The 20,137-nt window shown below is 76.4% G+C and carries 19 protein-coding genes; 6 read left to right on the plus strand and 13 right to left on the minus strand.

The window, feature by feature from the left end; genetic code table 11:
* Positions 1 to 247: 247 nt before the first annotated feature.
* A complete protein-coding gene (locus IEX99_RS22780) occupies positions 248 to 712 on the plus strand; it encodes a GAF domain-containing protein (protein WP_188898304.1) in 465 nt (154 codons plus the stop codon).
* Positions 713 to 732: 20 nt separating this feature from the next.
* Here IEX99_RS22780 and IEX99_RS02860 read toward each other — a convergent pair whose 3' ends face one another.
* From IEX99_RS02860 to IEX99_RS02870, 3 genes are all read right to left on the minus strand, one after another.
* Positions 733 to 2,187 (minus strand): oligosaccharide flippase family protein, encoded by a 1,455-nt coding sequence (locus tag IEX99_RS02860; RefSeq protein ID WP_188898306.1) that lies wholly within the window; start codon positions 2,185 to 2,187, stop codon positions 733 to 735.
* A gap of 169 nt (positions 2,188 to 2,356) precedes the next feature.
* Positions 2,357 to 3,364 (minus strand): glycosyltransferase family 2 protein, encoded by a 1,008-nt coding sequence (locus tag IEX99_RS02865; RefSeq protein ID WP_188898308.1) that lies wholly within the window; start codon positions 3,362 to 3,364, stop codon positions 2,357 to 2,359.
* Complete coding sequence (locus IEX99_RS02870) at positions 3,361 to 4,158, minus strand: PIG-L deacetylase family protein (RefSeq protein WP_229677767.1); 798 nt, start codon at positions 4,156 to 4,158, stop codon at positions 3,361 to 3,363. Before IEX99_RS02870 ends, IEX99_RS02865 begins: the two co-directional genes overlap by 4 nt.
* Before the next feature lie 391 nt (positions 4,159 to 4,549).
* Here IEX99_RS02870 and IEX99_RS02875 point away from each other — a divergent pair, with 391 nt between their 5' ends.
* The 3 genes from IEX99_RS02875 (at position 4,550) to IEX99_RS02885 (ending at position 7,892) form a co-directional block, all read left to right on the plus strand.
* Positions 4,550 to 5,623 (plus strand): GNAT family N-acetyltransferase, encoded by a 1,074-nt coding sequence (locus IEX99_RS02875; RefSeq protein WP_188898310.1) that lies wholly within the window; start codon positions 4,550 to 4,552, stop codon positions 5,621 to 5,623.
* A 184-nt stretch (positions 5,624 to 5,807) separates the two neighbouring features.
* Positions 5,808 to 7,037, plus strand: coding sequence for a carboxylate--amine ligase (locus tag IEX99_RS02880; RefSeq protein WP_188898312.1), 1,230 nt, complete (start codon positions 5,808 to 5,810; stop codon positions 7,035 to 7,037).
* A 3-nt stretch (positions 7,038 to 7,040) separates the two neighbouring features.
* A complete protein-coding gene (locus IEX99_RS02885) occupies positions 7,041 to 7,892 on the plus strand; it encodes a metallophosphoesterase family protein (RefSeq protein ID WP_188898314.1) in 852 nt (283 codons plus the stop codon).
* 611 nt (positions 7,893 to 8,503) lie between these two features.
* On the opposite strand, the gene IEX99_RS02890 is transcribed toward IEX99_RS02885, so the two are convergent.
* Positions 8,504 to 8,926: a transposase gene (locus IEX99_RS02890; protein WP_188898316.1), complete on the minus strand. Its 423-nt coding sequence runs from the start codon at positions 8,924 to 8,926 to the stop codon at positions 8,504 to 8,506.
* Positions 8,927 to 9,025: 99 nt separating this feature from the next.
* A complete protein-coding gene (locus IEX99_RS02895) occupies positions 9,026 to 9,715 on the minus strand; it encodes an SRPBCC family protein (protein WP_188898318.1) in 690 nt (229 codons plus the stop codon).
* 249 nt (positions 9,716 to 9,964) lie between these two features.
* On the opposite strand from IEX99_RS02895, the gene IEX99_RS22295 reads away from it, so the two are divergent.
* Complete coding sequence (locus IEX99_RS22295; RefSeq protein WP_229677768.1) at positions 9,965 to 10,711, plus strand: SDR family NAD(P)-dependent oxidoreductase; 747 nt, start codon at positions 9,965 to 9,967, stop codon at positions 10,709 to 10,711.
* Entirely contained in the window at positions 10,708 to 11,451 is a 744-nt protein-coding gene (locus IEX99_RS22300) for an SDR family NAD(P)-dependent oxidoreductase (RefSeq protein WP_229677769.1), read from the plus strand. The genes IEX99_RS22295 and IEX99_RS22300 overlap by 4 nt, the downstream gene beginning before the upstream one ends.
* Positions 11,452 to 11,881: 430 nt before the next feature.
* On the opposite strand, the gene rsfS is transcribed toward IEX99_RS22300, so the two are convergent.
* The 8 genes from rsfS to atpD form a co-directional block, all read right to left on the minus strand.
* Positions 11,882 to 12,292 carry a ribosome silencing factor gene (gene rsfS / locus IEX99_RS22305; protein WP_229677770.1) on the minus strand — a complete coding sequence of 137 codons (411 nt, stop codon included), beginning with the start codon at positions 12,290 to 12,292 and terminating at the stop codon, positions 11,882 to 11,884.
* A gap of 840 nt (positions 12,293 to 13,132) precedes the next feature.
* A complete protein-coding gene (locus IEX99_RS02910; protein WP_188898947.1) occupies positions 13,133 to 13,879 on the minus strand; it encodes a nicotinate-nucleotide adenylyltransferase in 747 nt (248 codons plus the stop codon).
* Positions 13,880 to 13,907: 28 nt separating this feature from the next.
* On the minus strand, positions 13,908 to 14,843 hold the full coding sequence (locus IEX99_RS02915; protein WP_188898322.1) for a 2-keto-4-pentenoate hydratase: 936 nt from the start codon (positions 14,841 to 14,843) through the stop codon (positions 13,908 to 13,910).
* Between the two features lie 110 nt (positions 14,844 to 14,953).
* On the minus strand, positions 14,954 to 16,222 hold the full coding sequence (locus IEX99_RS02920) for a glutamate-5-semialdehyde dehydrogenase (RefSeq protein ID WP_373285147.1): 1,269 nt from the start codon (positions 16,220 to 16,222) through the stop codon (positions 14,954 to 14,956).
* Between the two features lie 172 nt (positions 16,223 to 16,394).
* Positions 16,395 to 17,162: a hypothetical protein gene (locus IEX99_RS02925; protein ID WP_188898326.1), complete on the minus strand. Its 768-nt coding sequence runs from the start codon at positions 17,160 to 17,162 to the stop codon at positions 16,395 to 16,397.
* A gap of 75 nt (positions 17,163 to 17,237) precedes the next feature.
* Entirely contained in the window at positions 17,238 to 18,110 is an 873-nt protein-coding gene (locus IEX99_RS02930; RefSeq protein WP_188898328.1) for a ferritin-like domain-containing protein, read from the minus strand.
* Between the two features lie 166 nt (positions 18,111 to 18,276).
* Entirely contained in the window at positions 18,277 to 18,696 is a 420-nt protein-coding gene (gene atpC, locus IEX99_RS02935; protein WP_188898329.1) for an ATP synthase F1 subunit epsilon, read from the minus strand.
* A gap of 1 nt (position 18,697) precedes the next feature.
* Positions 18,698 to 20,128, minus strand: a complete 1,431-nt coding sequence (atpD, locus tag IEX99_RS02940) for a F0F1 ATP synthase subunit beta (protein ID WP_188898331.1) — start codon at positions 20,126 to 20,128, stop codon at positions 18,698 to 18,700.
* Between the last annotated feature and the right edge of the window lie 9 nt (positions 20,129 to 20,137).

Raw genomic sequence — 20,137 nt, forward strand, 5'->3', positions numbered from 1 at the left:
TCCTCAGCGAAGACAGCGAATCACCATCACAGCCAAGCCGGAATCCCCCACGAGCCAGACTCAGGTGCCGTGCGTATCAGCCCCGGAGGGACAACCTCCATAGCAGCGACAGCTAGAGCCGTTTCCGCTCGGCTGTGGCCGCAGCAACGGCTTCAGCTCGTTGTCTGCCGGGCCGATTCGCGCTTCCGGCCGTGCCCGGCCGTCCGCGATCTGCTCTACCCGTGCAACCCGCTCCGCACGATCCCCGATGTCGGCTACACGCCGGCCGCGCCCGAGCCAGGGCTCTGCCCCGCCACGGGCCGGCCGCCGGACATGGGCGATTGCCCCTGCGCGGCGTGTCGCGGTGCATGTCCGGTACCTGAAGACCATGGGCGTCGCCGTGTCCCTGTCGGCCTCCATCGTCCGCGACGGCGCGCTCTGGGGCCTCGTCGCCTGCCACCACCGGGTTCCCCGCGCCGTCCCTACGAGCTGCGCGAAGCCCGCAAGCACCTCGGCCAGATCCTGTCGCAGCGGATTGCGGCGCGGGACGAGGCCGAGGCGCACGCCGAGGCGCGCCGGCCCGCGCGGGCGTGGGATGGGCTCCTCGCCGCCCTGGCGCACGGCGGGGGACGGCGAGGCGCTGGCGGAGCGCGTGTCCGAGCCGCGCGCGGTCGTGTCGGCGGACGGCGCGGCGGAAGGGGAACCGGACGGGGCGCCGGGCCGGTCCCGGTGACGGTGCCCGCGCGGCGGCGCTCATTCGGCGGGCACCGGCCCCGCAGTGCCGCGCCGCAGCGCATGCGGCCAGCGGCGGCCGAGGGCGAGGAAGGCGAGCGGGAGGAAGACCGCCGCGCCGGCCGCCGCTGCGGCGAGCAGGCGCGGCAGCGGCAGCATGTCGGCCATCAGCCCCTGCTGCACCAGAAGCACGGCGACCGCCATCGCCCCGGTCGCCGCGGCGGCCGGCGCGACGCGCCTGGCGAGCCAGAGCGGGGACCGCCGCAGCTCGCGCAGCACCAGCCAGGCGAGGACCGGAGGCAGCACCAGGGACTGGATCGCCCAGGCCAGCGCCACCCCGGCGGGCGTGGCGGGGCGGACCACGAGGAGCGCCAGCAGCGGCACGCCGAGCGCCGCGAGCGAGGTGTAGAAGTTCCGCCGCGCCTTCCCCACCGCGACGAACAGGCTGGAGTGGTCGCCGTGGAGGAAGCCGAGCGCGGCGGCCAGCCCCGCGATGCGCGCCGCATCCGCCGTCTCCGCCCACTCCGGCCCGAGCAGCGCGTGCACCAGGTCGGGCGCGGTCAGCGCGACGCCGACGGCGAGCGGCAGGCCCATCAGCGCCTGCAGCTCCGCGAGCTCGCCATAGGCCTCGGCCAGCGCCGGCCGGTCGTGCTGCAGCCGACAGAGACGCGGCAGCGAGAGCCGCGAGACCGACTGCCAGACGGTGGCGAGGACCGCGTCGAGCATGCGGAAGGCGAAATGCGACAGCGCCACCGTCGCCTCCGTCACCACCAGGCCGAGGGCAAGCAGGAAGATCCGGTACTTCCCCACCATCACCACGACCGCCGCGATCTGCGGCCCGGCCACGGGCCAGAGCTCGCGCAGCGCGCCGAGGTCGAGCGCGGGGCGCAGCCGCAGCCGGCCGAAGGCGAGGACAAGGAGGAAGGTCGTTCCCGTGGCGACGACCTGCGCCGCCACCATCGCCCAGGGACCATGGCCCTCGCGCGCGACGAGCAGGCCGGCGACGAGCGCGAGCGGCAGGCCGACCAGCACGCGAAGCGCCAGCAGGCGGAAGCGCAGCTCGCGGAGCAGCAGCCCGGACGCGGCGCCGGAGAAGGCCGAGAGGGGCAGCAGCGGTCCGAGTGCCAGCGCGAGCCAGGCGACCTGCGGCATGCCCGTCCCGGCGGCGAGCAGCGGCCCGATCAGGGCGAGCGCGAGGCCCGTCCCGAGGCCCGCGAGCACCGCCGCGGTGGTCGCGCTGCGCGCGTGGCGGGCGGCGAGCGCCGGGTGCTGCACCAGGGCGTCGCTGAACAGCGATCCGGTGAGCACGTCGAGCAGCAGGAAGGCGGCGATCGCGACGGTGCCGACGCCGGCGGCCTCCGGTCCGATCGCGCGCCCGATGAGCAGCATCGAGAACAGCGAGAAGACCGCCGAGCCCAGGTTCTCGGCGAGAACCCAGGATGCCGAGCGGGGCCCGGGAAGGCGGAAGCTGCGCAATCGGGTCTCCCTCAGGGCGAGCTGCGGCGCGGCGGCGGCCCCGCCGGTGGGAACGGGGAAAGGGCGGCGCCTCGCGGCGGGAGCGGGGCGCCGTGCGGTGCCAGCCCGGTGGGGAGGGACGACCATGGCGGCACGGCGATCCGCTCCGGCCCCGCGACGGCGGCGGCGCTCAACCCCGGGCCGCGGTGGACACGCCCGGGGCGCCGCGCGACGCCCGGGCGCCCAGGCGGCGCCGCGCCGCACCGAGGGCGACGCGGGCATGGCGCAGCAGGCTGGCCGGGCCGGTGCAGTGGAGGTAGCGCAGCGCCGCGCCGAAATATCCCCGCTCCGCCAGCAGCGCGAAGCTGTCGAAGTCGATCAGCCGCTGCCGCCGCCGCAGCAGGGCGAGCAGCTCGCCGTCGCCGAGCGCGGCCGCGATGCGCAGCATGCGCCGGTTGGCGGCGCTGAGGCAGAGCGTCGCCGAGCGGCGGGTCGAGACGGAACCGGCGCGCAGCCGGTAGACATAGTGGGCCTCCGGCGTCAGGTGGAAACGGCCGCCGTGCGCCAGGCACTCGAAGTAGAGAAGGAAGTCCTCGCCCGCCTGCAGGTCCTCGGCGTAGCGGAGGCCGTGCCGGCGCAGGAAGTCGCGGCGGATGATCGGCTGGAGGAAGCCGAACCGGCCGCGGCACGCCGTGCCCGGCATGTCGCGCCGCACCGCCTCGATCAGGGGGACCGGCCCGTCGTGGCGCATTTCGGCGTCGGTGAAGCGCCGCCCGAGCGGCTTGCCGGTGACGAAGTCGGTCTCCAGCAGGTTGTCGGCGAGCAGGTCCGCCCCTCGCGCCTCGGCCTCGGCGATCATTCGCTCGAGCCGCTCCGGCAGGAAAAGGTCGTCGGCGTCGAGCACGGCGAGCCAGCGCCCGCGGGCGTGCCGGATCGCCAGGTTCCGCGCCGCCGAGGGGCCGGCGCGGCGCGGCTGGCGGAGCGGGAGGACGCGCGCGTCCCCACGCGCGCAGTCGAGGATCGCCCCCCAGGTGCCGTCGGTGGAGCCGTCGTCCACCGCCACCACCTCGATGTCCCGGCGGGTCTGCCCGAGGGCCGAGCGGATGGCGTCCTGCACGAAGGCGGCGGCCTCGTGGGCCGCGATGACGACCGACGCGGCCGGCGCCTGGCCGCGTCCGGGGGCGGCGGCATGGGTCATCGCGCGAACAGGAACGATTCGAAGGGACGGTCGAGCAGGGCGAGCAGCGTCTCCGGCAGGCGGAAGCCCGCCGGGCCGCCGGGGGCCACCCCCGTGGTCTGCGAGGCGTGCGCCGCGATCGCCCGGCGCTTCGCGGGCAGGTGGCGGGCGATGTCGAGGCGCGCGCCCGTCACCGTGCCGACCGGCAGGCGATGGCGCGGCGGCAGCATCCAGCCCCAGACGGGGTAGGAGACGAGGCGCGCATCGGCGAGGCGCGCCGCTTCCCGCGCGATGGCGTGCGCCGCCGCGTGGTCCGGGTGCGGGTCGTGCTCCCAGGTGGCGAGGATGGCGCTCGCGGCATGGTCCCGCGCGAGCCGCGCCAGCCGCTCCGCCGCCGCGCGCATGGCCAGTCCGTCGCGCGGCGCCTGCCCGTCGGGGAGGCCGAGGAAGTGGAGGCGGTCGGTGCCGAGGCCGAGGGCCGCCGCCGCCGCGCGCGTCTCCGTCTCCCGCAGCGCCTTCAGGCGGGACGGCGGGAAGTCGCGGGAGGTGGGGTGGGACAAGGTTCCGTCGGTCAGCACCGCGACGACGGGCGGGCGGCCCCGGGCGCAGGCCTCGGCGATCAGGCCGCCGCAGCCGAGACTCTCGTCGTCGGGGTGCGGCGCGAGCACGAGCGCGGTGCCGTCCCCGACGATCGCCTCGAGGCCGGCGAAGGGCAGGGCCTCCATCTCGCTCAGGACCCGACCGGCCCGAGCCGGACGCCACCGCTCGACCCGCCCGAGGCGGGGCAGGGCGCGAACCAACGGGCTGATGAACACGCCGGGCTGCTCCTCCGCGATCGTGAAAGGATAGGACTGATATCGCTTCTCGAACGCTCAGTTCGGCGCCATCGCCGATGGAATTCCTGCGATTGCGAATTCGGAACGATCGCGCCCGGCGGCCCGCGCGCGTCCCGGCCGTGATCCGGAAGCGTTGATCGCGCCGCGCCCGCGATCAACGGAATGGGACTCGTCCGCGCCCGTCGCGGCTGCGAAGGGATGGCGACGAAGCGCATCGCGCCGCCGGCACGGCGCCGCACGGGGGCTGTCCCGCACGCATGTTCCCGCAGGTCCCGCGAACACGAGCGCGCAAGGCGGAGGCCGGCGTGCGCCGCCGGCCGGTCTCCGGCCGTCCGCCCGGCCGGGGGGCCGCCGTTCCGGGAGCCGGCCCGTGCGGGTGAGCATCGTCGCGCCGCGGGAGCTCGGCGAGGCGGAGTTCGCGACCTGGCGACGTTTCCTGGCGGACGACCCGTCGCTCGCGAGCCCGTATCTGCGGCCGGAGTTCACGCGCCTCGTCGCGGAGGTGAGGAAGGACGTGCGCGTCGCCGTCGTCGAGGATGGCGGGGCGGTGCGCGCCTTCCTCCCCTTCCAGCGCCGCGGCCGCGTCGGCAGGCCCGTCGCCGGCGGCCTCTCCGACTGCCAGGCGCTGATTGCGGCGCCCGGGTGGGAGTGCGACGCGCGCGCCCTGGTGCGCGCCTCGGGCCTGGCGGTGTTCGACTTCACCCACATGCGGGCGGGGCAGCGCGCCTTCGCGCCCTTCCACCGCAGGGTCGCGGACTCGCACGTGATCGCGCTCGGGGCGGGCGGGTTCGAGGGCTATGCGCGCGAGCGGAAGGGCGCCGGGCACGCCGTCGTCGCCCAGACCCTGTCGCACGCGCGGCGCCTCGAGCGCCGGCTCGGGCCGCTGCGCTTCGTCCTGCACGACCCGGATCCGCGCACGCTGCACCGGCTGATCGCGTGGAAGCGGCGGCAGTACCGCGCAACGGGCGCGCTCGACGTGTTCGCCCATCCCTGGACGGTGGCGCTGCTCGAGCGCCTCCAGGCGACGCGGGCGGAGGGCTTCGCCGGCGTGCTCTCCACGCTGACGGCGGGGGACCGGCTGGTGGCGGCGCACATCGGCATGCGCTCGCCCACCGTCCTGCACTACTGGTTCCCGGCCTATGACGGCGAGCACGCGAAGTCCGCGCCGGGGCGGATCCTGCTGCTCGAGCTGATCCGCGCCTCGGCCGCGGCAGGCATCGGCGCGATCGAGCTCGGGGCGGGCGACGAGGACTACAAGCGCCGCTTCGCCAACGGCGCGGTGCCGGTGGCAGCGGGGTATGTGGGGTCGGCCTCGCTGCCGCTCTGGCTCCGGCGGCTGCGCCATCTGGCCGAGGCCGCGGCCCGTCGGCTGCCCGTCGGCCGCGCCGCGCGGTGGCCGGCCGCGCTGTTCTTCCGCCTCGAGTGGCAGCGGAACCATCGCTAGGGCGCGATCGCCCTCGGTGTGCACGCCGATCCCGCAGTCTTGAAGTGATCGCACATCCGATACGTTCGTTGGATGGCTCGAGTGTCCCAACATGCGCGGGCCCGACCTCAAGCCCGGCCCGTTCCGGACGAATGACGCAGTACCACCCGAGGACGGCGACGGACGCGCGCCGCGACAGCCCCGAATGAGCGAACGACGGCGCGACGCGGTGCCGCTGGCCTGCGTCCTCGGCGACATGGAGCTGGTGCGGCCGCTCGGCCTCGCCGGCATCCGCTGCGCGGTGGCGGCCGGGCCCGCCGGCGGTCCGGCCCTGCATTCGCGCTTCGCCAGGCCGGCGCTGCGCTGGGACGGGGCCGGGGGCGACGAGGAAGGCCTGCTCGGGGCCCTGATCGGCTTCGCGACGGCGCAGGCCGAGCCGCCCGTGCTGTTCTACCAGGAGGACTCGCATCTCCTGCTCGTCTCGCGCCATCGGGAGCGGCTGGCGGAGGCCTTCCGGTTCGTGGTGCCGGCCGCGGCGCTGGTCGAGGACCTGGTGGACAAGGGGCGCTTCCAGGCGCTGGCCGAGCGGCTCGGCCTGCCGGTCCCGGCGACGCGCCGCATCCGCCCCGGGGCGGGCACGCTGCCCGACGACCTCGGCCTGCGCTTCCCCGTGATCGTCAAGCCGCTGCGACGCGACGACGGCTGGTTTGCGGTCGGCGGCGCCGGCAAGGCGCTGCGGGCCGACGACCCGGCGGCGTTGCGCGCGCTGTGGCCGCGCCTGGCCGGGGCGGAGACCGACCTGCTGGTTCAGGAGATGGTCCCCGGCCCCGAGACGCGGATCGAGAGCTACCACGTCTATGTGGACGCGCAGGGCGGCATCGCCGCCGAGTTCACGGGACGGAAGATCCGCACCCTCCCGATCGAGCTCGGCCACAGCACGGCGCTGACGATCACGGCGGCGGACGACGTGGCCGGGCTCGGCCGCGACATCGTCCGGACGCTAGGCCTGCGGGGCGTCGCGAAGCTCGACTTCAAGCGCGCGCCGGACGGCGGTCTGCATCTGCTCGAGGTCAATCCGCGCTTCAATCTCTGGCATCACCTGGGGGCGGTGGCGGGGGTGAACCTGCCCGCGCTCGTCCACGCGGACCTCACGGGGCTGCCCCGGCCGGCGGTGCCGCCGCGCGCCCGGGCCGGCGTATCGTGGTGCCGCCCGGCGCAGGACTGGCGCGCGGCGAAGGCGTGCGGCCTGTCGCGCCTCGCCTGGCTGTCCTGGGCGCTCCGCTGCGAGGCGAAGGCGACGATGAGCTGGGACGACCCAATGCCCTGGCTGCGCGGCGTGGCGTGGCCGTATCTGCGCGGCCGGCTGGCGCAGCGGTTCCGCCGGCCCCGGGCGCGGGAGGAGCCGCCGCCGCACCGGGCGGAGGCGAAGGCCTGAGCCGTGCGGATCGCGCTCCTTTCCGACGTCCACGCGAACCTCGAGGCGCTGCGCGCGACGCTGCGGCGGATCGCGGCGCAGGGCGTGGACGGCGTCGTCTGCCTCGGCGACGTCGTCGGCTACAACGCCGACCCGGTGGCGTGCATCGCGCTCCTGCGCGAGGTCGGCGCGCTCTGCGTCGCCGGGAACCACGACAGGGCGGTGGCCGGACGGATCACGACCGCGGGCTTCAGCGCCGCCGCCGCCCGGGGCGTCCTCTGGACCCGCCGCCGGCTGCCCGACGGCGAGCGCGCGTTCCTGGCCGGGCTGCCGCTGCAGGCGTGCGTCGCGGACCGGCTCGTCGCAGTGCACGGGGCGCTGCTTCCCGGCGGAGTGGGGTGCGACATGACGCGGCTCGACAGCGACGAGCGGCGGCGCGCGTGCTTCGAGGCGCTGCGCGCGCATCCCTCGGGCGCGCGGATCTGCGCCTTCGGGCACACGCACCACCTCGGGATCTACGAGCTGCGCGGCGACGGAGCGGTACGCGCGTGCGCCGGGGACCGGGTCGTCCTCCGCGAGGATGCCTACTACCTCGTCAATCCCGGCACGGTCGGCCAGCCGCGGTCGGCCGACCGCCGCGCGAGCTTCCTCGTGCTCGACACGGAACGTGGGACGATCGCGGTGCATCGCACGCCGTACGACCACGGGACGGCCCTGGCGAAGGCGCGGCGGGCCGGGCTCGCGCCGGCACCCTCCGCACTGCCCGCGCCGGTCCGTGCGGCGCTGGAACGGGGACTGCGCAGCGTCGGGCTGTTCGCGCCCGCGCGGCGGGTAGTGCGCGCGCTGCGGACGAGGCGCGACCGCGTGGCCGGCTAGCAGCCTGTCGGATTTGCGTCTGCGGCCTGTGCATGGGGGCGTGGCCGAGGTCAGGCGGGGCGGAAGTCGTGGGGCCGGCGCGGCCGGGTGCGGCCGATGGCGACCGGGGCTCGATCGGCCGCGCCTCAAGGGCGACGCCGGCCCCGGCGGGAGCGAAGCGGGTGTCGGCGAGCGCCGTGCCCGCAGTCCAATGCCCTGTTCCATGCCGAGGTTGGTGGCGGCGAAGCCCGGCGCATCGGCCGCGTGGCGACGCCGCCTGCGGTGCCTGGGTCGCCGGATGCAAGCCCGTGCGGCGAGCGCCGCGGTTGGCAGCGGCTCGTTCCCGACCGCGGCGGGTGGTCCGAATCCGTGCCGTTCGATCCGCCGGGTGGTGCGGGTCTTGCGGAACGCGAGCGGCGCCGAGCGCGGCTCCTCGACGGTGTCGAAGGTCCGCAGCCGGGGCCGGTCCCCCGCAGGGAGCGGGGGCAGCGCTCGGCGCAGCCGTTGCCCTCCGGCGCCCGGACCAAGGCGGGCGGCCCCGCGATGCCGAGGGCGGCGATCGCCTTCCGGAAGGCATCCGCCATGTACCGGCTTCCGCGGTCGTGGCGGGCGGCGGGGCCCGCTGCGACGCCTCAGGCGAAGCCGCCGAAGTGGCGGCGCACGCCCTGGCGGATCGGCGCCAGCCCCCCGCCGCACAGCCGCCGCAGCACGGCTGCAACTTCCGCTGCCGCGACGTCCGCCCGCCGCGGCCCGCGGCTGCGCCGTCTCGTCCGTTGCCGTCGTCCATCCCTCCCGCGGATAACGCCCGCTTGCGAAGCGTCCCGATCGACCGTGGTGCAGGGGACCGTCCGCCATGGGCCGAAGTGCACCGGCAGCACCCGCCAGCCGCCCGCGCTCGGGGCCAGACAGCGGATCGCGTTCAACACTTCCCGCAGGCCAGCCGACGGCTTGCGGCCGCGCCGCGCAGGCTTCGCCATCAGCGGCTCGATCGGTACCCAATCCTCGTCTGTCAGGTCCGACGGATGGCGCCGCGTCTTCGGGCCAGGCTCGGCCATCCGGCCGCAGGTCTCTCGGGGCCACATCCCGGGCTCGGATCGCCCTGGACCGGGTCGCCACAAGCCTCTCCAAACGGTCAGCCGGGCTCATAACCGACCCTATGGCCGGCCGTCCTGCGGTTCCGGGCCGCCTTCCCCCGTGCCGCGGCCGGGGTCCGGCGGTCGGGGCTGCTCCGGAGCCAGGTCGTCCGGACGGGTCTCCGACGCCGCCTTCGCGTCGGCGATCCGCGCGAGGCCGCGGGGGTTCGCTTCGCGCCCGGCCTCCGTCCCCTCGCAGAGGCTGCGGATGGAGGCCAGGGTCTGGGCGATCGCCTCCTCGACGGTACGGCCGGCCTGGCCGCGCCCTTGCGCACGCATCCCGCTGGCGGCCGCCGCGGAGGCGGTCGGGCGCTGGCCGAGCCGCAGGCGAAGCTCCAGCCGGGACCGCACCGCGGCGCCGGCGGCCGCGTCGGTGCCGCCCAGCGGCACGACGCGCAGCGTTCCGGCGCAGCTCGGCTCGCTGCCTGGCGGCGTGCTCCACTCCATCGTCAGCGCCTCTCGGTCCACCCGCATCCATCCCTCGGCCCGGTAGCGCCGGCCGCCCTGCGCCCCTTCCACCGCCACCCGGCCGCCGTCCAGCGGCACCGCGCTCCGCATGCCCGACAGGAAGGCGGGGAGGTTGCGGACATCGGAGACGAAGGCGAACACCTCCTCGGCGTTGCGCGCGATCTCCACCTGGCCGGTCCGCTCGGGCGCCAACTCCCTGGCGTCGCTCTCCGGCACCTTGGCGCCGCCCTCGTCCTGATCCATCACCGCTTGCTCCTTCGCGGCTGTCGCGGGCACGCCCTTGCCGCCCGGCGTCTCGCGGGTTTCTCGAATTCCAACGCCTTGGAACGCGCCGCGTTCGGATCGGCACGGGCGCCGGGCATCCCCTCGCGCCCGCGTGTTGTCCGCGGCGCCGCCGGTTGCGCGTCCGAGCCATGGCGCGGAATCTGGTCACGGCGCGGAACGCCGGGGAGGCGCGGACGAGCGGACATGGCCGGGCAGGAAGGGAACGACGTGAGCGCGGGTCTCCCGCGGATCGCCGGGCTCGCCGGCAAGCGGGCGCTGGTCACCGGCCATCGCGGCGGCATCGGGCGCGCCATCGCGGCGGTGCTGGAGGCCTCGGGCGCCCGCGTCGCCGGGCTCGACCTGCCGGAGGTGGATCTCGCCGACCTCGCCGCGGTGCCGGCGGCGGTGGCCGGCGCCGTGGCCTCGCTCGGCGGCGGGCTCGAGATCGTGGTCAACAACGCCGGCGCCACCGCCCTCGGCTCGCTGCTCGACACGCCGATCGCCGAGGCGGAGCGGATCGTCCGCGTCAACCTCCTCGCCCCCTTCGCCGTGCTGCAGGCGGCGCTGCCGGCGATGATCGCGGGCGGGCGCGGCGGCGCGGTGGTGAACATCGCCTCCGACCAGGCGCTGATCGGCAAGCCGGTCTCCGCCGCCTACGGGGCGAGCAAGGCGGCGCTGGCGCAGCTGACGCGATCCGCCGCGCTCGACTTCGCGCACCACGGCATCCGCTTCAACTGCATCGCGCCGGGCAGCACGGACACGCCGATGCTGCGCCGGGTGATCGCCGAGCTCGCCGCACGCTATCCGGACCGCTACCGCGCCGGCAGCGAGGCGGCCTACGCCGCGGCCGTGCCGCTCGGGCGCTTCGCCCGGCCGGAGGAGATCGCGGCGGTCGTCGCCTTCCTCGCCTCGGACCATGCGAGCTTCGTCACCGGCATCGTCATGCCGGTGGACGGCGGGACGACGGCGGCGTGAGCGCGGGCGGCGGGCCGGGCGGGGCGGCGAGGCTCGCCGTCGTCACCGGCGGCACGCGCGGCATCGGCCGCGCCTGCGCCGCGCGCCTCGCGCGCGAGGGCTACGCCGTGATCGCCGCGGCCCGGCGCGAGCCGCGCGAGGCGCTGCCGCCGGGCGTCGCCTTCGCCGCCCTCGACGTCGCCGACCCCGCCGCGGTGCGGCGGCTGTTCGACGACCTCGCCGCGCGCTTCGGCGCGGTCCACGCCCTCGTCGCCGCCGCCGGCACCGCCGGCGCCGACCCGCCGGAGGAGGACCGGGCGGAGGCGCACTGGCGCGCCGTGCTCGGCTCCAACCTCGACGGCGCCTGGCGCTGCGCCCTGGCGGCCGCGCCGGCCATGCCGGACGGCGAGGGGCGGATCGTGACGATCGCCTCCGTGCTCGGGCTGCGCGCGGTGCCGGACCAGATCGCCTACACCGCCGCCAAGCACGGCGTCATCGGCCTGACCCGCGCGCTGGCGCTCCGGCTCGCGCCGCGGCGGATCACGGTGAACGCGCTCTGCCCCGGCTGGGTCGCGACGGAGATGGCGGCGGCGCGCTGGCGCGAGCTCGGCATGGACGCCGCGGCCGCCGCCGCCGCGACGCCGACCGGGCGCATCACCACCGCGGAGGAGGTCGCGGCGGCGCTGGCCTGGCTCGTCTCGCCCGCGGCGGGCAACGTCACCGGCCAGGCGATCGCGCTCGACGGCGGGGCTTCGCTGTGAGGGCCGAGGTCCGCGGTCCGGCGCACGGCCGCGGCGGCGCGATCGCCCCCGTTCCCGGTCCGCAGCCCTCGGGCGCCGCTGCCGGCGGTGCGGCGCGAGCGCGATGGCGGCCGGCCGGAGCCGGCCGGGAGTGTTGATCCGCTCGGCGGGCAAGGAGCGAGGGCCGCCGCGGCGGGATCGGCCGGAGCCGCCCGAGGCGCCTCGCCGAGCCGACGGACGGCCGCCCGTCGTCGCGGGGCCGATGGCTCGCTCCCGGGGGTCCTCGCCGCATCCGCATCGCCCGTTCGGGCGCTCGTCGCGCCTCCCGCCGGATCGGAAGGCGCACGGCCTGCGGCCGGCACGGCCGGCCGAACCCCGAACGGGCGCCGCCGCCGGTGCGGCGGGCCGCATTCGCGACCTCGGCGCCGGTCGGTGGCGGATTTCGCCCGCATCAAGCCTCGTCTGCGCCGGCGACCCCTCCGCCCGGCCGCGGCGGCGGGGCGGGCGCTTCCGCCGCCGGGCTGCCGGGGCCCCACATCCTCTCGAGCGCGTAGAGCGCCCGCGCCTCGGGACGGAACAGGTGCACCACCAGGTCGCCGGCGTCGATCAGCACCCAGTCCGGCGAGGACTGGATGCGGTCCCGCGTCAGGGGCAGCCCCGACTCCGCGAACCTCTCCTCCAGATGCTCGGCCATCGCGCGCAGTTGCCGCTCCGCCAGGCCGGTGGCGATGATCAGGCGATCCGCGTAGTCGGCGCGGCCGGTCACGTCGAGCACGACGATGTCCTCTGCCTTGTCCTCCTCGAGGCTCCGCCGTGCTGCCTCGACCAGCCGGTCGAGCTGCGCCGGAGCGACCTTCGGCACGCGCGCCGCGGCCGCGCGCGCGGGACGCGGCGGGGCGGGGCGGCTGACGGCCCGTGGCGGCGGTGTGCCGCTGGGCTCGCGAGATGGCGTCGCGGCGACCGGCGCAGGGCCGGGTCGCCGCCGGGCCGGCCCCGCCACCGTTGCACGCGGCGGGCGCGCATCCGGCGCAACGCCACGCCGTGCCCCGGCCGCCCGATCGGCGGCCGCGGGACGCGGGGATCGCGCGCCGGCCCCTGCGGCGACGCGCTGCGGCGAGGGCGCGACCCTCCGCCCGGCCGCTCGCATGCCCGCGGCGGCATTGCCGGTCTTGCGGGACGCGGTCGCGCCGGACGGCTTGCCCGCGGGCGATACTGTGGCCCGCGGCCGCCGTGCCGATGCCGGCGCCGTCGTCGCGCTCCGCCCCGTGGCCGTCTTCGCCTTCCGCTCGACGCCCTCGCGCGCCGCTGCCGGGCGCGCCGGTCCGGCGCCCGCCGCGGCCTTGCCGGCGCGGGGCTGCCGCGCGCCCAGCGCGCCTCGTCCCGGCGCCGCGGCCGGCGCGGGGGCGGGACCGGACGGCGCCTTGGCCGCCCTGCCTCGGCCCGCCGCGGCGCCAACGGGGGACCTCGCCGGGGCGGCACCTTTGCCGCCGGCCTTCCCGGTCGCATCAGCGGCCCGCGGGTGTCGCTTCGGCCGTTCTTGCGGGTTCTTGGGGGTGCGGGCGATGGCCGCCTCCTCTGTCCTTGGCGCGGTCGCGGGCCGGCTCGGGCGCCGCCCCCCGATGTTCCGCGCGCCGCCGCCGATGTCGAGCCCCGGCGCCGATCGGGGCGCGCTGCGGCAGCGGCCGCTGCGGCATGGATCGGCTCATGCGAAGCCGCGCCCCTCGGCCGCCGCCGCGCGGCGGATCGCGGTGGCCGATTCGCGGTTCTCCGCGGCCGGGACGAAGGCCCAGGGCGCATGGCGCCCGCCGGCGCCGCCATTCCGCGCCGCGCGTTCCGCCAGCACCAGCAACGCTCCGGGGCGCCGCCGGTGGCGTGCCAGCCGCCGCGCCGCCTGCCCGGCCAGCGCCCGGCGGGTCCAGCCAGGCCGGGGCAGCACCGCGATCGGCGTCCGTCGCGCCAGCTCCGTCCAGCGCCGCCAGCGGGGCAGCTGCACCAGGTTGTCGGCGCCCAGCAGCAGCACGAACCGGGCGCGCGGGAACCGCCGGTGCAGGACGGCCAGCGTGTCCACGGTGTAGCGCGTGCCGTTCCGCGCCTCCCAGTCGGTCGCGACGATCCGCCGGCCGTCGGCGATGCGCCGCGCGCTGGCGAGCCGATGCGCGAAGGGCGCCATGCCGGCCTGCGGCTTCAGCGGATTGCCCGGGGAGACGAGCAGCCACACCTCGTCGAGCCGGAGTGCCCGGAGCGCCGCTTCGGCCACGTGCCGGTGGCCGCCATGCGCCGGATTGAAGCTCCCACCGAGCAGTCCGATGCGCCGCCGCCGCCGGTCCCCCCAGCGTCCGGGCGGCGACCTGCCGGACGGACGCGCCGCGGCGCATCCGCATCGCGCCGCGCGTGGCGCCTCCCCGCCGGAGGCCGGGGGGGGGGGCTGGCGCGCCGAGGCCCGGCGCATCAGGGCGGGCATGTGGAGTGACGTGGCGTCACGGCGCCGGCGCGATCCGCACGCTCACGCTCACCGGCCGGTCGAGCAGGCCCTCGTAGCGCACGGTGTAGGTGCGGCCCGGCTCCGGCGTGACCAGCGGCGAGAACCCGGCGATGGAGAGGAGCTGCCCCGCCTCCAGCCGCCGCCCCTCCCGCCCGAGGTCCTCGATCAGGAAGGCCACGGCGTTGAGCGGGTGGCCGAGCACGGCGCTGCCCGGCAGCCGCGCGTGCTCGCGGCCGGTGTCGTCGGTCATGGTCACGATCATGGTCCCGAGGCGGCGGGCGAAGTCCTCGCTCGCCTCCACCGGGATCGGCTCGCCCAGCACGCCGAGCCGCGTGCCGGCGTTGACCGCGAGCAGGTTCGCCGCGTCCGGGGGGCCGCTGAGCGGCACGTCGGGCAGCTCGATGTAGGGAATCACTTGGTCGAGATGGCGCAGGATGGCGAGGTGGTCGCGGCCCGCGTTGTTGATGCCGTCGTCGCGCACCCGGACCAGGAAGTCGGATTCGACGATCGGCGCGGCGCCGAAGCGCGCCGGCACCTCGGCGCCGCTGCGCAGGCGCACCGTGTGCTCGAAGATCACGCCGCGGATCGGATGGCTGATGCCGAAGCGCTGCTGCACCGGCGCGCTGGTCAGCGCGACCTTGTAGCCGACCGGCCGCCCCCAGTGACGCTGCAGGACCCGGACGAGCTTGTGCTGCGCACAGAGCCCGTCCGCGAGCGAGGTCATGCCGGCGAAGGGCGGGGAGAGACGGTTGGCCAGCATCGCCTCCGCGAAGGCCGCCACGGCCTCGTCGGAGGGGCAGTTCGCCGTGGCGCGGGGCGCCGTCGCCTGCGGCCCGGCGGTCGGCTGGGCCGCCGCCGCGACCGGGATGGCGGCGGCGAGCAGCGCGGCGCAGGCGACGAGGGTCGGCGGCGGGGGGCGACGGCGCGTCATGGCGCGAATCCTGTCCGGTCCGGTGGCCGCGCCAGTCTAGCGCCGTCCGGCGCGGATCGGGGAGCCCGCCGCGCGCCGCGCGGCGGCCATCCGCGGCGCGGCCGGCGCGGTCAGGCCCGGACCTGTCCCGTCCCGATCACCTGGTAGCGATAGGTGCAGAGCTGCTCGAGCCCGACCGGCCCGCGGGCGTGCAGGCGGCCGGTGGCGATGCCGATCTCGGCGCCGAAGCCGAACTCGCCGCCGTCGCAGAACTGGGTCGAGGCGTTCCACATCCCCACCGCCGAATCGAGCCCGTCGAGGAATTCCCGCGCCGCCGCGGCGTCCTCGGTGACGATCGCCTCGGTGTGCTCGCTGCCGAAGCGGCGGATGTGGGCGAGGGCGTCGGCGACGCCGTCCACCACCTTCACCGACAGGATCGCGTCCAGCCACTCGGTGGCGAAGTCCTGCTCGGTGGCCGGCTTGAGGTCCGGCACGATGGCGCGCGCGCGCGGGCAGGCGCGGAAGTCGCAGCCGAGCGCGCGCAGGTCGGCGACCAGCAGCGGCAGCAGCGCCGGCGCGACCGCGACGTCGATCAGCAGCGTCTCCGTCGCGCCGCAGATGCCGGGGCGGCGCATCTTGGCGTTGGCGAGGATGCGCCGGGCCATGCCGGGATCGGCCGCGGCGTGGACATAGGTGTGGCAGAGCCCCTCGGCGTGGGCGAGGACCGGCACCCGCGCCTCCCGCATCACGCGCGTGACCAGCCCCTTGCCGCCGCGCGGCACGATCAGGTCGATCAGGCCCGCCGCGGCCAGCATGGCGCCGACGAAGGCGCGGTCGGCGGTCGGGGCGACCTGCACCGCGGCCTCCGGCAGGCCGGCGGCGCGCAGGCCCTCGGCGAGGCAGGCGTGGATCGCGCCGGCGCTGCGCAGGCTCTCCGACCCGCCGCGCAGGATCACCGCGTTGCCGGACTTCAGGCAGAGCGCGGCCGCGTCGGCGGTGACGTTGGGCCGGCTCTCGTAGATCATGCCGATCACCCCGATCGGCTGGGCGACGCGGCGGATGAGGAGGCCGTTCGGCCGCGTCCACTCGGCCAGCACGCGCCCGACCGGATCGGGGAGGGCGGCGACCTCCTCGAGGCCCTTGGCCATCGCCTCGACGCGCGCGGGGGTGAGGGTGAGGCGGTCGCGGAAGGCGGGCGTCAGGCTGCCCTCGGCCGCGGCGAGGTCGGCCTCGTTGGCGGCGAGGATCTCCGGCGCGCGGGCGCGCAGCGCCGCCGCGGCCGCGGCGAGGGCACGGTCCTTCGCCGGTCGCGGCGCCCGCGCCAGCGCGCCGGCCGCGGCCCTGGCGGCGCGCGCGGCGGTCTCGAGCTGCCGGGTCGTCTCGTCGGCGATGGCGTTCACGGCGGCGGATCCTCCTCCGGGCGCCATGCGTAGCGCGAGCGGGGCGACGGGAGAAGCACCCGGAAACGGGTCGCTGGCCGCCGCGCCATGCCGGACAGGCTGCGGGGCCGGCTGCGATGGGCCCGGGTCCCGACCGGTGCGCGCCCGCGCGGGCCGGCCGCGTCGCTGCCGGTCACCGACCGACGGCCGGCGGCCCGGTCCGTGCCTCCGTCTCGCCCCTGCGTCGCCAGAGCGGCGGGACGGGCGGGGACGGCGGAGCGGCCGCCGGCGCCCCGTGCCTGCGGCGCGGCATGGCGAAGGACAATAGCGCCACGCCGATGGCCAGCAGCAGCGCGAGCCAGACCGCGAGCGCCGCCCCCGGCTCTCCCGCCACCCGGTCGAGCGCCACCACCGCCAGGGTGGTGAGGGTGTTGAAGCCCATGTGGATCACGATCGCGAGCAGCAGGGCCAGCCCGCCGCGCCCGCCGCGGTCGGTCGCCGCCACGGCGACGAGCCCTCCCAGCGCGCCGTGCAGGAGCAGTGAGGTCAGCGCGCCGGCGATCCGGGCATGGAACGCGCCGCCGCCCGGCAGCGACAGCGTCGGCCCGCCGTCGGGCGCGCCGAGCAGCAGCGGCGCGAGCTTGAGCAACGCCTCCAGCGCGCCGAAGGTCAGGCCGAGCGCCCAGTAGGCGCGCCAGCCGCGGAGTGCGGGCCGCGCCGTCAGGCGGAAGGCGCCGTACTTGCATGCCTCCTCGACCACCGGGCCGACGATGCAGATCAGCACCGGCAGGACGACGACGAGCGGCAGCAGCGCCGCCAGCCCGGGCAGCGCGGCGAGGTTGATCAGCGCGAGCGCCGTCACGGCGGCGAGCAGGCCGGCGGCGACGCCGCGCCCCCAGCCGGCCGCGGCCGCCGGCCCCCGATCCGGCCCGTCGCCGGCAGCGCTCGCCTCGGTTCGCATGCGGCGCCACCCTGCCGGGGCGGACCGGGGAGGGCAAGGCCGCGCCCGTCCGCCGCGCGGCCCCGGGCGGACCGGTCAGGCCGCGGCGCGGAGCGCCTCGCGCGGCCTCGTCCGGCCCGCCTCAGCCGCCCGGGCCACCATCCGGCGGTAGCGGCCGGTGCGCCATTGCAGCAGGCGCCAAGCGCCCCGCGCGGCGAGGTCGGAGAGCCGGCCGCGCGGCGGCAGGCCGACGGCCTTGAAGATCATGCCCATGCCGCGCTCGACATGGCGGTAGCGGTAGCAGCCCATCGCGCGCGCCATGTAGGAGGCGATGCAGCGGTCGTGGTCGTAGCCGGCGCTCTCGGGCTCGTTGCCGCAGTGGTAGGCGTAGGCGAGCTCGTCGTCCTCCGACTCGCCGATGCGGCCGGCGGCGACGCGCAGGCGGCCGAGGAACGAGAGCCGCTCGCGCGCCAGGTAGCGCCGCATGTGGTCGTAGAAGAGCTTGAAGTGCCGGAACTCGTCGGCCGCGATCAGGCGGCAGATCTCCTTCAGCACCGGCTCCTCCGTCGCCTCGCCGAGGGCGGTGTAGTAGGAGGAGGTGCCGGTCTCGACCATGCAGCGCGCGATCAGCTCGCCGGTGCGGCTGCCGCGGATCGAGGCGTCGGCGTGGATGTCGATCTTGAATCCGTCGCGGTAGCGGCGGAAGGCGGCGTCGAAGTCCCAGGACGGATCGGCGAGCGTCGCCCAGCGGCCGAGCGCGTCGCCGTGCTGGATCTCCTCCCTCGCCCAGTGGTCGGCGGCCTGGCGGAAGTCCGGGTCGTCGTGGAACACGCCGTTCAGGTAGAGCGCGTAGTCGCCGCCGTTCTTCTCGACCATGGCGGCGGCCTTCACCAGCGGGACGATCTCGGGATCGACCTTGGAGGGGTCGAACCGGTCCCAGGCCACCTGTTCGATGCGCCAGTGCTTCATGACCGAGCCTGCCCTCGCTGCCGTCGCGGACGCGCGCGGACGGATGGCCGGAACGACGACGCCGCCCGCAGCGGCGACAATGTTCTGCGGACGGCGTTGCGTTTCAAGCCGCTCGGGAGGGCGAGCGCGCAACGGCGTTGCGCGCGTGCCACGCCCCGCGGGCGCGTCAGGCGGCCTCGGCCGACTCCAGCATGGCGCGGGCGGAGAGCAGGCGCGCCATCGCCGCCTCGCGCCGCTCCGGCGGCGAGTCGGCGGGAAGCTCGGCGAGCGCCGCCTCGGCCTCGCGCAGCCGCTCCTCGGCGGCGGAGCGCGAGAGGGTGGCGACCGGCGTCGCCTCGTCGGCGAGGACGGTGCAGCGCGTCGGCGTCACCTCGGCGAAGCCGCCGGCGACGAAGAGGCGCTCCGTCTCCTGCCCGTTCTCGCGCACGCGGATGACGCCGCCGCGCAGCGCGACGATCATCGGCGCGTGGCCGGGCAGCACGCCCATCTCGCCCTCGGCCGAGGGGATCACCGCCATCTCGACGGCGCGGCTGAGCAGCAGCCGCGCCGGCGAGACGAGCTCGAGCTGGAAGGTGCCCTCGGCCATCTCAGGCGGCCGCCTTCAGCGTCTCGCCCTTCTTCACGGCGTCCTCGATGGTGCCGACCATGTAGAAGGCGGCCTCCGGGAGGTGGTCGTACTCGCCGGCGACGATGCCCGCGAAGGAGCGGATCGTGTCCTCGAGCTTGACGAACACGCCGGGCGTGCCGGTGAAGACCTCGGCGACGTGGAAGGGCTGGGAGAGGAAGCGCTGGATCTTGCGCGCGCGCGCCACGATCAGCTTGTCCTCCTCCGACAGCTCGTCCATGCCGAGGATGGCGATGATGTCCTGCAGCGACTTGTAGGTCTGCAGGATGCGCTGCACCTCGCGCGCCACGCGGTAGTGCTCCTCGCCGACGATCCGCGGGTCGAGGGCGCGGGAGGTGGAGTCGAGCGGGTCCACCGCCGGGTAGATGCCGAGCTCGGCGATCTGGCGCGAGAGCACCGTGGTGGCGTCGAGGTGGGCGAAGGAGGTGGCCGGCGCCGGGTCGGTCAGGTCGTCGGCGGGGACGTAGATCGCCTGCACCGAGGTGATCGAGCCCTTCTTGGTCGAGGTGATCCGCTCCTGCAGCGCGCCCATGTCGGTCGCCAGCGTCGGCTGGTAGCCGACCGCCGAGGGGATACGGCCGAGCAGCGCCGACACCTCCGCGCCCGCCTGGGTGAAGCGGAAGATGTTGTCCACGAAGAACAGCACGTCCTGGCCCTGCTCGTCGCGGAAGTACTCGGCGAGCGAGAGGCCGGTGAGGCCGACGCGGGCGCGCGCGCCCGGCGGCTCGTTCATCTGGCCGTAGACGAGCGCCACCTTGGAGCCGTCGGTCGAGCCGTCGCCGTTGAGCTTGATGACGCCGGCGTCGATCATCTCGTGGTAGAGGTCGTTGCCCTCGCGCGTGCGCTCGCCGACGCCGGCGAAGACCGAGACGCCGCCGTGCGCCTTGGCGATGTTGTTGATCAGCTCCTGGATCAGCACCGTCTTGCCGACGCCGGCGCCGCCGAACAGGCCGATCTTGCCGCCCTTGAGGTAGGGGGCGAGCAGGTCCACGACCTTGATGCCGGTGACCAGGATCTCGGCGCTGGTCGCCTGCTCCTCGAAGGGCGGGGCCTCGCGGTGGATGGTATAGCGCTTGGCCGCGTTCACCGGCCCGCGCTCGTCGATCGGCTCGCCGATGACGTTGAGGATGCGCCCGAGCGTCTCGGGGCCGACCGGCACGGTGATGCCGGCGCCGGTGTCCACCACCTCCTGGCCCCGCACCAGGCCGTCGGTGGTGTCCATCGCGACGCAGCGCACCGTGCGCTCGCCGAGGTGCTGCGCCACCTCGAGCACGAGCGTGCGGTCGTCGATCCTGGTGTGCAGCGCGTTCAGGATGGACGGCAGCTCCGCGGGGAACTGCACGTCCACGACCGCGCCGAGCACCTGGGTGATCTTGCCGACGTTGTTCTTCATCTCCGCTGT

Source organism: Caldovatus sediminis (assembly GCF_014644455.1).
Taxonomy (GTDB): Bacteria; Pseudomonadota; Alphaproteobacteria; order Acetobacterales; family Acetobacteraceae; genus Caldovatus; species Caldovatus sediminis.

Bases quoted from the DNA above. Each gene is read 5' to 3' on its own strand.
- IEX99_RS02930 (WP_188898328.1), bottom strand. From the start codon at position 18,110: ATGAAGCACTGGCGCATCGAACAGGTGGCCTGGGACCGGTTCGACCCC.
- IEX99_RS02890 (WP_188898316.1), bottom strand. From the start codon at position 8,926: ATGGCCGAGCCTGGCCCGAAGACGCGGCGCCATCCGTCGGACCTGACA.
- IEX99_RS02925 (WP_188898326.1), bottom strand. From the start codon at position 17,162: ATGCGAACCGAGGCGAGCGCTGCCGGCGACGGGCCGGATCGGGGGCCG.
- IEX99_RS02865 (WP_188898308.1), bottom strand. From the start codon at position 3,364: ATGACCCATGCCGCCGCCCCCGGACGCGGCCAGGCGCCGGCCGCGTCG.
- atpC (WP_188898329.1), bottom strand. From the start codon at position 18,696: ATGGCCGAGGGCACCTTCCAGCTCGAGCTCGTCTCGCCGGCGCGGCTG.
- IEX99_RS02880 (WP_188898312.1), top strand. From the start codon at position 5,808: ATGAGCGAACGACGGCGCGACGCGGTGCCGCTGGCCTGCGTCCTCGGC.
- IEX99_RS22780 (WP_188898304.1), top strand. From the start codon at position 248: ATGTCGGCTACACGCCGGCCGCGCCCGAGCCAGGGCTCTGCCCCGCCA.
- IEX99_RS02915 (WP_188898322.1), bottom strand. From the start codon at position 14,843: ATGACGCGCCGTCGCCCCCCGCCGCCGACCCTCGTCGCCTGCGCCGCG.
- IEX99_RS02910 (WP_188898947.1), bottom strand. From the start codon at position 13,879: ATGCGCCGGGCCTCGGCGCGCCAGCCCCCCCCCCCGGCCTCCGGCGGG.
- IEX99_RS02895 (WP_188898318.1), bottom strand. From the start codon at position 9,715: ATGGATCAGGACGAGGGCGGCGCCAAGGTGCCGGAGAGCGACGCCAGG.
- atpD (WP_188898331.1), bottom strand. From the start codon at position 20,128: ATGAAGAACAACGTCGGCAAGATCACCCAGGTGCTCGGCGCGGTCGTG.